This is a genomic window from Streptomyces sp. SID4985 (assembly GCF_009863025.1).
Lineage (GTDB): Bacteria > Actinomycetota > Actinomycetes > Streptomycetales > Streptomycetaceae > Streptomyces.
Genome location: NZ_WWIR01000645.1, coordinates 1 through 15,228 on the forward strand (window position 1 = coordinate 1; position 15,228 = coordinate 15,228).

A 15,228-nucleotide genomic window follows, 5' to 3' on the forward strand; every position below is an offset into this window, starting at 1 on the left:
GGGGCGGTGGGGCTGGTTCTCGCGGTGGGGGTGCCGGTGACGGTGGGGGTGCTGGTTGCCGCGGGGGTGCCCGCGCGGACCGTGGTGCCCATGTGCGGCTCCACGCGGCAGCGGCTCGGCTGGGCGGTGTCCGTCTTCGCTCTCGGCACGCTCGGCGTCATCGTGGGTCTGTTCATCTATGACGCGGGCGTCGGCCTGGGGAGCGCCGATGCACGGATCGCGCTGGTGGGCGTGCCGTACGCCGTGGCCGCCGCGTTCTTCGTCCCGAGCAGGTGGGTGCGCCTGGGCGCGGTGGCCGTGCTGGCGGCCGGGGTGGCGTACGGCGGTTTCATCGGCCCGGCGCAGGCGCAACAGCGCCGCCACGACGCGGACTTCGCCCGCTACCGGGAGCACGCGGAACTCCAGTACCTGGGCACCCCGCCCCCGGGCATGAAATTCTCCCGCGCCGAGATCGGCCCCGCCTACTTCGGCGTCGCCTACCGTCCCGCCCGACAGGACGAACGCGGGTACGTGGACCTCATCGTCCGCCCACCCGTCACATCGGCGCTCCAATGCCCCGATGTCCTGCAGAAGGGAGCAACCTGCGAGGTGACCGCCCCCGGCGACATGCGCACGGTCGTCGGCTTCCCCGGCGGCCACGCGATCACCCTCACCCGCCGCCACCGGAACGTCGAGTTCGAGGTCTCCAGCCAGACCCTGGACGAAACGGGGCTACGTCGCTTCCTGAACTCTCTACGCCCGCTGTCGGACCAGGAGTTGGAGAAGCTCATGCGCGAGAGGGAGATCGGCTACCGGCTCTGACTGGATTTCGTCATCCGCTCCCGTACAGCCCGGTGGCCAGGTCCAGTACGCGTCGTACGGCCGGGTCCGGGTCCGGGTGGTGGACGGCGAGGACGGTGCTCTCCAGGTGCTCGGGCGCGCCGCGCAGCGGGACGTAGGTGATGCCGGGCACCGGCAGGTCGAGCAGAGCTTCCGTGAGCAGACTGACGCACAGACCCGAGGCGACGTAGCTGAGCAGGCCGGTGAGGTCGTCGGCGGATGCCCGGACGGCCGGGGTGAACCCGGCTGCCTCGCAGACGCGGTGGATCTGGTCCCGCAGCGTCGGCAGGGCGCTCCCGGTCGGCAGGACGAACGGTTCGCCGCGCAGCTCGGCCAGGTCCAGGGCCTCGGCGTGCGCCAGCCGGTGGCCCGTCGGCAGGGCGGCCATCACGCGTTCGCGGGCGAACACATCGGCGACCAGTTCCGCCGGGACGGCGCTGGGGTCACGGACGAAGCCGAGGTCGAGCGAGCCCGCGCGGACCATCTCGGCCACCACGGCCGAGGAGTCCTGGTGCAGCCGGATGCGCAGACCGGGCAGCTCCTCGGCCGCCGCGCCCAGCAGCCGGGGCAGATAGCGCAGGCTCAGCAGGCTCACGTAGCCGAGGCGCAGGTCGCCCTCGAGGCCGCTGCCGACACGGCGGGCCCGGTCGAGGGCCGCCGACTCGGCGGCGAGCAGGCGGGCCGTGTCGGCAGCGAACGCCTCCCCGGCCGGGGTGAGGACCACACCGCCCGGTCCGCGGTCGAAGAGCCGGACACCCACCCGGCGTTCCAGCCGCTGGATGGCCTGGCTGAGCGGCGGCTGGCGCATCGAGAGCCGCTCGGCCGCGCGCCCGAAATGCCGCTCCTCGGCCACGACCAGAAACTGTTCGAGTAGTCGGCTGGAGAGGTCCATATCCCGGAGGATATGGGATGCCCCGGATTTGATATTGGACGGGTGTCGCTCGGCCCGCGTGTACTGGCCGGCACAGCCATCGAGCACCAGAAGGCGTCACCAAGGAGAGCCAGCCATGGCGTACGTACCGCCCCCCTTCGACCCCGAACTCGCCGTCGCGCTGAAGGCGGTCAACCAGGTGTTGCCGCCGACGCTGACCGCCGAGCAGATCGGCATGGCCCGCCAGAGCCCGGCCCTGCGGATGCTCGCCGACATGGACCTGACCATGGGCGGGGCCTTCGAGACGGAGGACCGGACCGTGCCGGGCCCCGAGGGCGCCCCCGACATCTCGCTGCTGATCTGCCGCCCCACCACGCCCTCGACCGGCCGTCCCCGTCCCGTCCTCTACTACACCCACGGCGGCGGCATGGTCATCGGCAACAACAGGGTTGGCGTCGAGCTGCCCCTGACCTGGGCCAGGGAGCTGGACGCGATCGTCGTGTCCGTGGAGTACCGGCTGGCGCCGGAGCACCCGCACCCCGCGCCGGTCGAGGATGTGCGCGCCGGGCTGCTGTGGACGGTGGAACACGCCGAGGAGTTCGGCGGCGACCCCGAGCGGATCGTCACGGTGGGTACGAGTGCCGGAGGCGCCCTCACGGCCGCGCTGGGGCTGCTCCTCCGGGACCGCGGGGGCCCGCGGCCGCTCGGCCAGATGCTGCTGTGCGCGATGCTCGACGACCGCAACGACACCCCTTCCACCCACCAGATGGCGGGCATCGGCGTCTTCGACCGCACGGCCAACGAGACGGGGTGGACCGCGCTGCTCGGCGAGCGCCGCAGCGGCCCGGACGTCTCCCCCTACGCCGCCCCCGCCCGCGCCGAGGACCTCACCGGCCTGCCCCCGACCTTCATGGACGTCGGGTCCGCGGACACCCTGCGCGACGAGGTCGTCGCCTTCGCCTCCCGCATCTGGCAGTCCGGTGGTGTGGCCGAACTCCACGCCTGGCCCGGCGGCTTCCACAGTTTCATCGGCTTCGCCCCCGAGGCGACGCTGTCCCGGTCGGCCCGGGTGGTGCAGGTGGACTGGCTGCGCAGGCTCCTCGCGGAGTGAGGACCGGGGACCGCTCGCCCGGTCAGCGGGGCGTCGGGCCCGTCCGGTCCGCTCCCTTGGCGCCCGCCGTCCAGGAGGCGAGTATGCGCAGGGCGTCGTGGGAGGGGGTGCCCGGCTCCGCGGTGTAGGTGACCACCTGCTGGTCGGGGTCGGTGACGCAGGTGAGCGTGTTCCAGTCGAGGGTGAGGTCACCGGCGACCGGATGGCGCAGCACCTTCGTTCCCATGCCGCGCGTGGCGACACGGTGGGCGCCCCACCAGCGACGGAAGTCCTCGTCCCGCATGGAGAGTTCGCCGACCAGTGCGGTCAGCCGGGGGTCCTGCGGGTCACGGGCGGCCTCCATGCGCAACTGGGCGACGCCGGTCTGGGCGACCTCCGGCCAGTCCCGGTAGAGGGCCCTGACGGCGGGGTCCAGGAAGACCATCCGTACGTAATTGCGCTGCTTGTCGGGGATGTTGTCGAAGTCGCCGAGCAACGCGGCGGCCAGGGGATTCCAGGCGAGGACGTCCATACGGCGGCCCAGGACCATGGCCGGGATGTGGGACAGGTTGTCCAGTAGCTGTTGCAGCTGCGGCTGGACCTTCTGCGGGACCCGCCGCCGCGGCCGGTGCGCGTCCTTTCCGGCCAGTTCCAGCATGTACGCGCGCTCGTCGTCGTCGAGCCGCAGGACGTCGGCGATGATGTCCAGCACCGCCGCGGACGCCTGGCGGCGCCCCTGTTCGAGGCGCGTGTAATAGTCCGTGCTGATCGAGGCGAGCAGGGCCACCTCCTCGCGGCGCAGGCCCGTGACGCGGCGCCGTCCTCCTCCGCCGTCCGCCAGCCCCACCATGGCCGGGCTGAGATCCTTCCGCCGGGCCTTGAGGAAATCACCCAGCTCGTTCCGGTGCGTACTGCTGCTCATATGGACGATTCTGCCAGGAAGAGCCATTTCCGAAAGGGGGACAGTTCTGTCCCAGGACAAGTCCGTCCGGGGACAGAAGCGGCCCATTTCGCGGGAGTCCGACGCGTGCGAATGTCGATGACGTGGCCGGTGGCAATGAGATCCGCATTTCGGAGCCACCGGCGATTTCCCCGCCCGCACAAAGGAACCCGCACGAAGGAAACAGCGAAGAAATGAAGCAGAACGTCACTTTCGACAGCGCCGGACTGAAGCTGGCCGGGACCCTGTTCACCCCGGACGAGCACAGCGGCGACCGGCTGCCGGCGGTCGTCGTGTCCCACCCGGCGGGCGGCGTGAAGGAGCAGACCGCGAGCGTCTACGCCGAGCGTCTGGCCCGCGAGGGCTTCGCCGCCCTGGTGTTCGACGCCGCTTACCAGGGCGAGAGCGAGGGCACCCCGCGCGGTCTGGAGAACCCCTTCCAGCGCGCCGAGGACGTCCGCGCCGCCGTCACGTACCTGACCACCCGCGACGATGTCGACCCCGCCCGCATCGGCGCGCTCGGCATCTGCGCCTCCGGCGGCTACGTGCCGTTCGCCGCGCAGACCGACCACCGCATCAAGGCCGTCGGCACCGTCAGCGCCGCCGACACCGGCGACCTGTTCCGCCGCGGACTCGGCCGCACCCAGGGCCCGGAGGCCCTTGAGGCCATGCTCGACCAGGCCGGTGCCCTGCGCACCGCCGAGGCGCGCGGCGAGGCCCCGGTCATGCAGAACTGGGTACCCGAGTCGCAGGAGGGCCTGGAGGAGGGCACCCTGTGGCGTGAGGGCTCCGAGTACTACTACACGGAGCGCGGCCTCCACTGCCGCTCGAACACCGGCTGGGTGCTGCGCAGTATCGACCAGCTCGCCCAGTACGACTCGTACGCGCTGATCCGGCTCATCGCCCCCCGCCCGCTGCTGATGATCATCGGCTCGAAGGCCGACACCGCCTACTTCAGCCGCGAGGCCGTCGCCGAGGCCGGTGACAACGCCGAACTGTTCGTCGTCGAGGGCGCCACCCACGTGGACCTCTACGACAAGGACGAGTACGTCACCCCGGCGGTCGCCGAACTGACGGGCTTCTTCGGCAAGCACCTGGCCGCCTGACCCACCTCCCCTGCCGCCGCCCCCGCGACGGCCCCCCAAAAAAAGGAAGAAGCAGCCATGCAGAAGGAATCCGTGCGCTTCAAGAACCGCACCTGGGACGTGGCGGCCGACCTCCGCCTCCCGGACGGATTCGACCCCGCCAAGAAGTACCCGGCCATCATCTGCGCCCATCCGATCAGCAGCTGCAAGGAGCAGACCTCGGGCAGCATCTACGCCGAGCGGCTGACCGAGCTGGGATACGTGACCCTGGCGTTCGACGCCTCGTACCAGGGCGAGAGCGGCGGTGAGCCCCGCTACCTGGAGGACCCCGCCACGCGCGTGGAGGACTTCCGCTGCGCCGTGGACCACCTGGTCACGCTCGACTACGTGGACGAGGACCGCATCGGTGTCGTCGGCGTCTGCGGCGGTGGCGGTTACGCCGCGAACGCCACGATGACGGACCACCGGATCAAGGCGCTCGGCACCGTGGTCGCCGCGAACTACGGCCGCATCATGCGCGAGGGCAACCTGACCCCGGACGCGGCGGTCGAGGCCCTGGAGGCGATCGGCAAGCAGCGTACGGCCGAGGCACGCGGCGCCGACCCGGTGATCACCACCTACATCCCCAACTCCCCCGAGGAGCGGGAGAAGGCGGGCATCGGGGACGTGGACATCGTCAACGCCGTCGAGTACTACCGCACGCCCCGGGGGCAGGACCCCAACTCGCCGAACAAGCTGCGCTTCTCCGGCCTGGAGGCGGCGATGGGCTTCGACGCCTTCCACCTCGCGGAGGTCCTGCTGACCCAGCCGCTCCAGATCATCGTCGGCGACGTGCCGGGCGCCTTCGGCTCGTACCGGGACGGCTTCGAACTCTTCGACCGCGCCCGCTCGGCCAAGAAGGACATCTTCGTCGTCCAGGGCGCGAGCCACTACGACCTGTACGACCAGCCGAAGTACACCGCGCAGGCGCTGGAGAAGCTGGAGTCCTTCTTCGCGGAGAACCTGTAACCGAAAGGGGGTGGCCGCACGCCGGTCACCCCCTCGGCGCGCGTTCGCGTTTGCCCGCCCTTCACGCGAAGGAAAGCATGAGGAATATGCGAGAAAAAGTCTCATTCTTCAGCAATGGATTGAAGCTCGCAGGTGAACTGTTCACTCCGGAGGGAAACGGAGACGGCTCGGGGCGTCCGGGCATCGTCGTCTCGCATCCCGTCACCAGTGTCAAAGAGCAGTCTCCCGCGTTCTACGCGCGGCGCCTGGCGGACAACGGATTCGTGGTCCTCACCTTCGACGCCGCGTTCCAGGGGGAGAGCGAGGGGCAACCCCACTTCCTCGAAGACCCGTTCATCCGCAGCGAGAACGTCAAGGACGCGGTGTCGTACCTCGTCTCGCGGGACGAGGTACGACGGAGAACGGGTCGGGGTGCTCGGCATCTGCGGCTCCGGGGGTTATGTGCCCTTCGCCGCGTCGACCGACCGCCGGATGCCGCTCATCCCCATGACCGAGGAAGAAGCGATGAAGGCCCCGCCGCGCAGCATGATGCGTGAGGCCTGGGAGTTCTATCGCACCCCTCGCTGCATGCGTCCGAACGCGCCCAACCGGATCGTCACGTACAGCCTCGACCAGTGCGTCGAGTTCGACGCGTGGTCCTTCATCGAGATGATCTCCCCGCGCCCCCTGCTCATGATCGTCGGTACGGGCGCGGACTCCCGCGCCCACGCGGAGCGGGCGATCGACAAGGCGGACGAGCCCAAGGAACTGTTCTGGATCGAAGGCGCCAGCCATGTGGACCTCTACGGCGACCGGGAGAAGTTCCTCGACCCCGCCGTGGCGAAACTGACCGAGTTCTTCACCACCAGCCTCAGAGCCGGGACTCCGGCCGAGGCCACGCGGTGATCAAGCCGACGGTGCGCCCCCACGCGTGAGCCGCGCCGGGGAACCAACCTCCGGCGCGGCTCACGGCTCACGCGACGCGACATCGGCCCCGTCAGGACACCGACACCGTCGAGGGAGTCACCTCGTCCGCCTCGTCAGCCTCGTCCGCCGCAGACGTCCCCGCGTCCTCCCGCCGCAGCACCTCCCGCTCGATCTGCTCCAGCGACCGTCCCTTCGTCTCCGGCAGCAGCCGCTTCACGAAGACCCCGGACAGGAACGTCGTCACGGCGAAGATGACGAAGTTCGCCCCGGCACCCCACGCGTGGAGGAGGGACGGGAAGACCAGGGCGACGGCCATATTGAAGAGCCAGTTGAAGACGACGCACACGCCGACCGCGCCCGCGCGGATGCGGGTGGGGAAGAGCTCGGGGAGCATCACCCACTGCACCGGACCCCAGGAGGCGGCGAAGGCGGCGACGTAGAGGGCGACGCCGAAGAGGGTGAGCGGGGCGAGGAGGGAGCCGTGGCCGAGCGGGGTGAGGTTCACCGCGGCCAGGACGGCCATGCCCGCGCACATGCCGACCGAGCCCCAGAGCAGGAGGGGGCGACGGCCGCGGCGGTCGATGAGGCGCATCGCGGGGAGTGTCATCAGCATGTTGACCAGGCCGATGCCGACGTTCGCGAGGATCGCGCCCTTGTCGCCGAAGCCGATGCTCGTCAGGAGCGTCGGGGCGTAGTAGATGATCGTGTTGATGCCGCCGAAGTTCTGGAAGAACACCAGCAGCAGACCGACGACCAGCATGGGCCTCAGACGCGGGGAGAGAAGGTCCCGCAGGGACAGCCGCTGCGTCGCCGCGCGCTCCTCCGCCAGGGTCTTCTCGATGTCGAGCAGCTCGGTCCGGGCGGCCTCGTCGTCGCCGCGCAGGAGAGTCAGGGCGGCTTGGGCGTCGTCCCGGCGGCCCCGCCCCGCCAGCCAGCGGGGACTCTCCGGCTGGGTGAGGATGCCGAGGGCGAGGACGGCGGCGGGCAGTACGCCGAGCCCGATCATCCAGCGCCACGCGTGCGCGGGGGCCAGCGCGTAGTCGGTGAGGTAGGCCAGGAAGATGCCCACGGTCACCAGGAGCTGCATGAGGGAGGCGAGTCCGCCGCGCACCTCCATCGGCGCCAGCTCCGTCAGATAGAGCGGGACCACGACCGAGGCGATGCCCACGCCGACGCCGATGAGCACCCGCGCGCCGATCAGGAGCGACGCGTCGGAGGAGAGCGCCGCGCCGACCGTACCCGCGATGAAGACCAGCGCCGCGCCCAGGATCAGCCGACGTCGGCCCCACGCGTCGGAGAGCTTTCCGGCAAGACCGGCGCCCGCCATCGCGCCCACCAGGAGACCGGAGACGATCAGGCCCTCGAGGAGGGGCGTCAGGGCGATGTCCTGGCGGATGAAGAGCATCGCGCCGGAGATCACGCCCGTGTCGTAGCCCCACAGGATGCCGCCGAGGGCGCCGAACACCCAGATCAGGGCGTTCCGCAGCCGTGGCCGCTGCTTCGGGTCGGTCGCGGGAGCCGCCTCGGGCTCCGTCACGCCGCTCACGAGTCCGCGTCCGTGGCCGTCGCCTGCTCGGTGGCCGCAGCGACGCGCGGATCGTCCAGCTGCGGCGCCAGGTGGATCTTCTGCCCCGCACCGGCGCGGAAGAGCCGTACCGCCTCGTCGAAGTTCTCCAGCGGCAGTACGTCGCTGACGAGCGGGTCGAGGTCCAGGCCCCCGGCGAGGATCTCGACCGCGGGCTGGAAGCCGTTGTGCACCGCCATGGAGCCGATGATGTCGATCTCGCGGTTGTAGACCATGAACGGCGAGAACGAGGCCCGCTTGGCCGGGTCCGCGACGCCGAACTGCAGGAAGGTGCCGCCCTTGCGGACGCGGCCCAGGCCGTCCTCGATGGCCGCGATGACGCCGGTCGCGTCGATCACGACCTCGAAGCCCTGCTCGCGGCCGAGTTCGTCGGCGTTCGCGGCGGTGGCGTCGGCGCCCATGCGCTTGGCGAGGTCCAGGCGGCGGGTGTTGGGGTCGACGACGGACACGGAGGCCGCGCCCGAGTGCGCCACCAGGGCCGCCATCATCAGGCCCATGGTCCCGGCGCCGTAGACGAGGTAGTGCTCACCGGGCCGCCGGGGGAGGCGGCTGAGGCCGTGGACGGCGCAGGAGAGTGGCTCGACGAGACCGGCGGCGGCCTCGGACAGACCCTCGGGCAGGACGTGGCAGCGGCCTGCGGGGACCGCCACGTACTCGGCGAAACCGCCGTTACGGGTCACGCCGACCGCGGTGTAGTGCTCGCAGAGGTTGCCGCGGCCGATCCGGCAGTAATGGCAGGCGCCGCAGGGGGTGTTGGGGTCCACGGCGACCCGCTGGCCGACGAGCGGGAAGCGCACGTCCCGGCCGGTCTCCACCACGACACCGGTCAGCTCGTGGCCGGGGACGAGCGGGTAGCTCACGGACGGCAGCTCGCCGCCCAGGATGTGCATGTCCGTGCCGCAGAGGCCGCAGGAGCTGACGCGGACGACCACCTCCGAGGGACCGGGACTCGGATCGGGTATGGCGGTCAGCTCGGCGCTTCCCGGCTGGGTGACCACGACAGCGCGCATGGCGCCTCCTCACGGCGGTGTGCGGACGGATGTCCGAAGACGCGGGGAAACATAATCGCCACGTAAGCGCTTGCGCAAACGCTTACGTGTGACTTTTCATAGGTCTTCGGCGTCTGTCTCCCCGACGGACGAGGTCTCATGGACGGACGGCCCGCGCCGGCCCCGGCGCGCCCACCGCCGTCCGGCCCCACCATGGGCGGGCGAACACGCGGCACCACGCGGTACGGGGCACACGAAGGAGTACGGGATGCGGACGATGGCGGACGTGGCGAGGCGCGCGGGTGTCTCGGTGGCCACGGTCTCCCACGTGCTGAACGCCACACGTCCGGTACGGCCCGCGACCCGCGACGCGGTGCTCCGCGCCATCGAGGAACTGGGCTACATCCACAACTCCCTCGCCCGCTCCCTCGTCACCTCCCGCACCCGCTCCGTCGGCCTGGCCGTCTCCGCGATCAGCAACCCCTACTTCACCGAGATCCTCCAGGGCGTCGAGGCCGAGGCACTCGCCACCGGCTACGGCCTGCTCATCGCCGACCCGCACGACGACCCCGCGCACGAGCTGAGCGTGGTCCGGATGCTCCACGAGCGCCGCGTCGACGGCGTGATCATCGCCCCCTCGGCCGAACCGTCGGCCCTCGTCGACTACCTCGGCCGCGCCGCGGTCCCCGCCGTCTTCCTGGACCGCCTCGTCGACGAGTCCGACCAGCCTGCGTACGACCAGGTCTGCGCCGAGGGCGCCGCGCCCGTACGGGAGTTGGTGGAACACCTCGCCTCGCTCGGCCACCGGCGGATCGCGATGGTGGCGGGCCTCGCCGGACTGAGTACGACCACCGAGCGGATCGAGGGGTACCGGAAGGGGCTGCGCGCGGCCGGGCTCCCGTACGACCCCGAGCTGCTCGCCCACGGCAACTCCGCGTCCGAGGGCGCCCGTTACGCGACGGAACGCCTGCTGTCGGGCTCCGGCCGTCCCACGGCTCTCATCGCCGCCAACAACGCGATGACCATCGGCGCGCTCCAGGCGCTCCGCGACGCGGGGCTGCGCATCCCCGAGGACATCGCGCTCGTCAGCTTCGACGACTTCGAGTGGGCGGACCTGTTCTCGCCCAGTCTCACGGCCGTTCGTCAGCCGAGTCGTGAGGTCGGGAGGGTGGCGCTGCGGATGCTGCTCGATCGGCTGGACGCGCCGGAGCGTGCGGCGAGGACGGTTCGGCTGCCGTGCGCGGTGGTCCACCGGACGTCCTGCGGATGTCCGCCGGGGGCCGGTGCCGTCGGGGCGGCCGGAGTGGCCGATGTCCCGGCGGTGTCGCCGTAGCGCGCCACGACTCTCTTATCCCGCAGGCCCGTTCATGCCCATCGACCCATTGCCCCGCCGCTCCACGGCGCACCGGAAGGAATCAACACAGTGATCGTCGTCGCAGGCGAGGCGCTCATCGACCTCGTGCCCGCCCCCGCCCCGGCCGCCACCTCCGAGTCGGCGTCCCCGCTGCCGCAGCTCCTCCCACAGCGGGGCGGCGGGCCGTACAACGTCGCCGTCGCGCTCGGCCGCCTCGGCTCCCCGACGTCGTTCTGCTCGCGCGTGTCCACGGACGCCTTCGGCGCCGCCCTGCTGTCGGGACTGCGGGACGCGGGTGTCGACACCGAACTGGTCCAGCGCGGCTCCGAGCCGACGACGCTGGCGGTGGCCGACGTGGGCAGCGACGGGTCGGCGGGCTACGGCTTCTACACCGAGGGCACCGCCGACCGCCTCTTCGCGCTCCCGCCCGCGCTGCCGCAGGGCGCCACCGCCCTGTCCGTCGGCACGTGCTCGCTCGTACTGGAGCCGGGCGCGAGCGCGTACGAGGCTCTGCTGCGCCGGGAGTTCGAGAACGGCGTCTTCACCGCCCTCGACCCCAACATCCGGCCCGGCCTGATCGCGGACGCCGACGCCTACCGCAAGCGGTTCCTCGCCTGGCTGCCCCACGTCGCGCTGCTGAAGCTCTCGATCGAGGACGCCCGCTGGCTCGCGGACCTCGGCCCTGACGGCGACCTGGACACCCACCTGACCGCATGGCTGGAGTACGGCCCGGCGGCGATCGTCCTGACCCGGGGCGGCGACGGTCTGAGCGTGTGGAGCCGGGGCGCGGGCCGGGTGAGCGTGCCGGGTACGAAGGTCACGGTGGTCGACACGATCGGAGCGGGCGACACGGTCAACGCGGCACTGCTCCACCGGCTGCGGGAGATCGACGCGCTGAGCCACGCGGCCGTCGCGGGACTCGACGCCGAGGTCTGGCGCGACGTACTCGGCTTCGCGGCTCGCGCCGCCGCGCTGACCTGTTCCCGGTCGGGCGCGGAACCGCCGTACGCGTGGGAGCTGTCGGCCTGAGACGCCTTGTGCGGCGGGGTCATGAACAACCCTGCGGCGAAGCTAAGTTGTCGATTGCATCTCTGGCTGCGTCACTGTTTATGATCATGGTGTGACTGTGCAGAACACCGGCAAGACGCCATCCCGCAAGCAGCGACTCCAGGAGAAGCAGCGCCGTCAGCTGGCGGTGGTCGACACCGTCGACAAGGCCGAGGTCAAGCTGCGCAAGGCGGAAGCGGAACTCGCCCTGGCCGTCGCCGAGGCCGTCCAGGTCTTCGGTGACGAACACGCGGCTTCCCAGGGGCTCGACATGCCCGCCGAGGCGATACGTCGCTTCATCGACATCGCGGCGGCGGAGACGGCCGCGGCGGCTGAGGACGGGGCTGGGCGCGATCAGGTGGAGCCTGACGCGGTGGGCTGAATTCGGTTCGTCGCCCGGGGAGCGGTCGCCCGTCCTAACCCTTTGCCGAGGAGGCGAGGGGTCAGCTAAGTTCGGGCAGCCGTCCGCCTGCCGCGGACCGGCGCCGTCGACGAGGAGGTGTGGAGCACATGCGCAGGAGTGCCCAGAGATTGAGCCCGCGTAGTGCCCTTTGCCGCCTCCTCATGACGGAGAAACCTTGTCGCTCCACATCACCCCACTGATCGACCCCGCTCACGGGCCACACAGCCGACGCCTCGCATGGCTGGCGTCCGACGCCGATGCCATCCCGGTCGGTACGGCCTTTCTGCGCCTGTTCACCGGCCCCGGGCAGGAACACCTGGCCGAACTGACCCTTCGCGTCCACCCCGTGGAGCGCCGGAGGCACGTCGGTTCCCGACTCCTCGACGCCGCCGTGGCCGCCGCCCGGGACAACACTCGCCGCTGCGTCATCGCCCAGGCTGAGGCGGGCTCGTCCGGCGACCACTTCCTGTCGGCCCGCGGTTTCCGCAAGGTCCTCACCCTGAGGTACTCCCGCCTGCCGCTGGCCGACGTGGACACCACCGCCCTCGCCGCGATCGTCGAGCGTCCGCACCCCGGTTACCGCCTGGTGTCATGGCACGGAACCGTCCCCGACGACCTCGCCCAGACGTTCGCCGCCTCACGCCGCGCCATGGACGACATGCCCATGGACGACACCGACTACGGCACCGTGACCTGGGACGTCGACCGGGTCCGAGCCGCGGCACAGGCCGTGGAGGCACGCGGCGACCATCTGCACACCGTCGTCGCCATCGACACCTCGAGCGGTTCGATCGTCGGCTTCACCGAACTCGTCACCCCCGGCAACGGCACGGGCGACGGCCAGCACTACGGCACAGGCGTGCTCCCCGAGCACCGCGGACACGGCCTCGGCCGCTGGATGAAGTCCGAGTCGATCCGACAGGCCCACCACCGCTGTCCTGACCTCGGCGGCCTCCTGACCGACACGGCGGACAGCAACACGTACATGAGACACATCAACGACAGCCTCGGGTACGTGCCTACGCACACGACACACCAGCATCAGCTCGACCTCTAGCGGCGAACGGACGGGCCGGACCTGGACGTCACCTCGTCCGGCCCGTCGGCGCCTTTCGTTGCACGTCCTGAGGAGTACCCGCGTGAATCTCCGTCCCCTCGCGCAGAACCCGGACGAACACGCCCGCTTCGCGGCCTACCTCGACAAGCTGCGGCGGGTCGCCGACGCGGACGAGGCCGACCTGGTCGGCCGCATCCTCGCTGATCCGGACCGGACGATGGCCCAGTCCGCCGTGCTGCGGCACGTGGACCGTCGAGCCGTCGACCTCCTCACCGGTCCCGCCTACGAGGAGTGGGCCCAGATGATGACCCAGGTCATGACCGACCGCCCCTTCCTGGCGCAGCGCTTGCGGGAGTGGTCCCTCTTCCGCGCCGTCACACTCAAGCTGCCCTGGCAGCCGCACGACCTGCTCGCGTCGTCCAACTGGCTCCAGCTCAAGACCGCCGCCGGGACGAACGTCGAGGCCATCGAGTTCCTCGCCGAAGCCGGCCGCACCAAGCGGGTCCGTAACGCGGCCAGGGCCAGTCTCAACCACCGCAGCGAGAGCTGAGATCAGCCCTGTCTCCCCCCGGTGAGTGTCAGTCCGTCCAGTCGCGCCGCCTGGGTCGGGCGATCCTGGTGTCGGTGCCGACGGTGGTGTTCGCGTCAGCGGGGATGCGCGGCCGAAGCGCCTGACCGGGCTTCTTTCGCAACCGTTGCTCGGCTGAAGTGTGGAGGCGGGTGAAGGCGCGACAGGACGGAATGTCAGGCCAGCATGAGGACGACGACATCGCCTGCGTCGGCAGCGGCGGAGAAGAACCGGCTCAGCTCCTCGTAGCGGCCCCGCAGAGCGTCCAGGTCCGAAGGGACCTCGGTTCGACCGGCATGCCAACTCGAAGGGCCAACCCGCAACCGACTGAGCAACGGACCCCGTCCGCGCCTGCGTCACCGAGGCCGTTCCGAGAACACCTGACCGCCTGGCTCCGCGCCAACCCGGCACAGGCGACGGCGATCCTCGCCCGGATCTCGACTGCCGCCAGCGACTGACAGCAGCACGCCGAAGACACCGAAGCACAGGTCGGTGCCCAGCCTGGTCGTCCCGTCCCGCACAGCCCCGGCCGGCCCCTGCCAAGGGCTGTCCCGTAAAGATCTTCAAGCCGCCTCGGGCATGGTGGGCCGCCGTACGACCCACTTGCCTGTCCGGTGAACGCGAGGTTGTGCATCCGGGCGATGCCGAGCCTGGCGTGGTGGACGCCGTCGCCCTTGAGGCGGCAGTCGCGGCGCATCTTCCATGTCTTCATACGGGCGAAGACGTGCTCGACGTGGGCCCGGACCTGTTTGTGGGAGCGGTTCAGTTCCTCCTTCAAGTCCGGGCGTTCGCTCTGGGCACCGTGATCATCACTCAGGCCGGATCAACACCGAGGCATTCCCACAGCTACGCTGATCGGGGCAGTACACAGTGCGCAAGACCGGGGGAAACCGTGAACCGTCCGCTGCTGTTCCTCGACGTGGACGGGCCGCTCAACCCCTATGCGGCCAAGCCGGAGAGGCGTCCCGACGGCTACACCACACTCAGAGTCCCCCGGAACGACGCCCATCAGGACGACAGGAGCCTCTCGTCCCGACGACGCCCCTTGCGCGTCTGGCTCAACCCGGAGCACGGACGAATCCTGCTCCAGCTCGGCTTCGAGCTGTGCTGGGCCACCACATGGATGGACGACGCCAACCGGTGGATCGCACCGGTCCTCGGCCTTCCGGAACTTCCCTTCGTGGACTTCGGCGACGTCCTGCTCCAAGAACGCCCTGATGGAGTCCACTGGAAGACCGGACCGCTGGTGGACTACGCTGACGGCCGCCCTTTCGCCTGGGTGGACGACGAGCAGAGCGAGCTGGATCAGATGTACGTGACCGCCCGCCACCAAGGTCCCCGGCTCCTGCACCACGTCAACCCGCGGATTGGCCTACGGGAGAACGACTTCCACACGCTCGCCGACTTCGCCCGATCCCTGGACGCCTCACGAACCACCGGATAAGCACCTCGCCGGCTCTTCATGTTGCTCCGCACCCGGAGCCAAGATCAATGCGGGACAGCCCT

At 70.6% G+C, this 15,228-nt stretch carries 16 protein-coding genes and 1 pseudogene; 12 read left to right on the top strand and 5 right to left on the bottom strand.

Annotation, left to right across the window (positions count from 1 at the left end; translation table 11 throughout):
* Nucleotides 1-801 (top strand): hypothetical protein (locus GTW40_RS27790; protein ID WP_161182888.1); only part of this gene is annotated, 801 nt, incomplete at its 5' end.
* Between the two features lie 10 nt (nucleotides 802-811).
* Here the strand turns inward: GTW40_RS27790 and GTW40_RS27795 are convergent.
* On the bottom strand, nucleotides 812-1,711 hold the full coding sequence (locus tag GTW40_RS27795; RefSeq protein ID WP_161182889.1) for a LysR substrate-binding domain-containing protein: 900 nt from the start codon (nucleotides 1,709-1,711) through the stop codon (nucleotides 812-814).
* A 115-nt stretch (nucleotides 1,712-1,826) separates the two neighbouring features.
* On the opposite strand from GTW40_RS27795, the gene GTW40_RS27800 reads away from it, so the two are divergent.
* Nucleotides 1,827-2,801 carry an alpha/beta hydrolase gene (locus GTW40_RS27800; protein WP_161182890.1) on the top strand — a complete coding sequence of 325 codons (975 nt, stop codon included), beginning with the start codon at nucleotides 1,827-1,829 and terminating at the stop codon, nucleotides 2,799-2,801.
* 22 nt (nucleotides 2,802-2,823) lie between these two features.
* Here the strand turns inward: GTW40_RS27800 and GTW40_RS27805 are convergent, their stop codons facing one another.
* Nucleotides 2,824-3,702 (bottom strand): helix-turn-helix domain-containing protein, encoded by an 879-nt coding sequence (locus GTW40_RS27805; RefSeq protein WP_161182891.1) that lies wholly within the window; start codon nucleotides 3,700-3,702, stop codon nucleotides 2,824-2,826.
* Nucleotides 3,703-3,914: 212 nt separating this feature from the next.
* On the opposite strand from GTW40_RS27805, the gene GTW40_RS27810 reads away from it, so the two are divergent.
* From GTW40_RS27810 to GTW40_RS33780, 4 genes are all read left to right on the top strand, one after another.
* Entirely contained in the window at nucleotides 3,915-4,826 is a 912-nt protein-coding gene (locus GTW40_RS27810; protein WP_161182892.1) for an alpha/beta hydrolase, read from the top strand.
* Between the two features lie 57 nt (nucleotides 4,827-4,883).
* Nucleotides 4,884-5,813: an alpha/beta hydrolase gene (locus GTW40_RS27815; protein ID WP_161182893.1), complete on the top strand. Its 930-nt coding sequence runs from the start codon at nucleotides 4,884-4,886 to the stop codon at nucleotides 5,811-5,813.
* Nucleotides 5,814-5,890: 77 nt separating this feature from the next.
* Nucleotides 5,891-6,349, top strand: coding sequence for an alpha/beta hydrolase (locus GTW40_RS33775; RefSeq protein WP_343245806.1), 459 nt, complete (start codon nucleotides 5,891-5,893; stop codon nucleotides 6,347-6,349).
* Nucleotides 6,350-6,380: 31 nt separating this feature from the next.
* The gene (locus tag GTW40_RS33780) at nucleotides 6,381-6,698 is read left to right on the top strand and encodes an alpha/beta hydrolase (RefSeq protein ID WP_343245807.1); all 318 of its coding nucleotides are present in this window, start codon (nucleotides 6,381-6,383) and stop codon (nucleotides 6,696-6,698) included.
* 91 nt (nucleotides 6,699-6,789) lie between these two features.
* Here the strand turns inward: GTW40_RS33780 and GTW40_RS27825 are convergent, their stop codons facing one another.
* Nucleotides 6,790-8,265, bottom strand: a complete 1,476-nt coding sequence (locus GTW40_RS27825) for a sugar porter family MFS transporter (protein ID WP_343245808.1) — start codon at nucleotides 8,263-8,265, stop codon at nucleotides 6,790-6,792.
* Nucleotides 8,262-9,314, bottom strand: a complete 1,053-nt coding sequence (locus GTW40_RS27830) for a zinc-dependent alcohol dehydrogenase family protein (RefSeq protein WP_161182894.1) — start codon at nucleotides 9,312-9,314, stop codon at nucleotides 8,262-8,264. The genes GTW40_RS27825 and GTW40_RS27830 overlap by 4 nt, the downstream gene beginning before the upstream one ends.
* A gap of 247 nt (nucleotides 9,315-9,561) precedes the next feature.
* On the opposite strand from GTW40_RS27830, the gene GTW40_RS27835 reads away from it, so the two are divergent.
* The 5 genes from GTW40_RS27835 to GTW40_RS27855 all read left to right on the top strand — a co-directional run bounded on the left by GTW40_RS27835 (nucleotide 9,562) and on the right by GTW40_RS27855 (nucleotide 13,704).
* A complete protein-coding gene (locus tag GTW40_RS27835; protein ID WP_161182895.1) occupies nucleotides 9,562-10,626 on the top strand; it encodes a LacI family DNA-binding transcriptional regulator in 1,065 nt (354 codons plus the stop codon).
* Nucleotides 10,627-10,716: 90 nt separating this feature from the next.
* On the top strand, nucleotides 10,717-11,676 hold the full coding sequence (locus GTW40_RS27840; RefSeq protein ID WP_161182896.1) for a carbohydrate kinase: 960 nt from the start codon (nucleotides 10,717-10,719) through the stop codon (nucleotides 11,674-11,676).
* Nucleotides 11,677-11,767: 91 nt separating this feature from the next.
* A complete protein-coding gene (locus GTW40_RS27845) occupies nucleotides 11,768-12,076 on the top strand; it encodes a hypothetical protein (RefSeq protein WP_237525758.1) in 309 nt (102 codons plus the stop codon).
* A gap of 196 nt (nucleotides 12,077-12,272) precedes the next feature.
* Nucleotides 12,273-13,154 (top strand): GNAT family N-acetyltransferase, encoded by an 882-nt coding sequence (locus GTW40_RS27850; RefSeq protein ID WP_161182897.1) that lies wholly within the window; start codon nucleotides 12,273-12,275, stop codon nucleotides 13,152-13,154.
* 82 nt (nucleotides 13,155-13,236) lie between these two features.
* Nucleotides 13,237-13,704, top strand: a complete 468-nt coding sequence (locus tag GTW40_RS27855; protein WP_161182898.1) for a hypothetical protein — start codon at nucleotides 13,237-13,239, stop codon at nucleotides 13,702-13,704.
* 628 nt (nucleotides 13,705-14,332) lie between these two features.
* On the opposite strand, the pseudogene GTW40_RS27860 reads toward GTW40_RS27855, so the two are convergent.
* A pseudogene (locus tag GTW40_RS27860) lies at nucleotides 14,333-14,518 on the bottom strand (transposase); the annotation flags it as partial.
* A 96-nt stretch (nucleotides 14,519-14,614) separates the two neighbouring features.
* On the opposite strand from GTW40_RS27860, the gene GTW40_RS27865 reads away from it, so the two are divergent.
* Entirely contained in the window at nucleotides 14,615-15,166 is a 552-nt protein-coding gene (locus GTW40_RS27865; protein WP_161182899.1) for a hypothetical protein, read from the top strand.
* Nucleotides 15,167-15,228 lie beyond the last annotated feature (62 nt).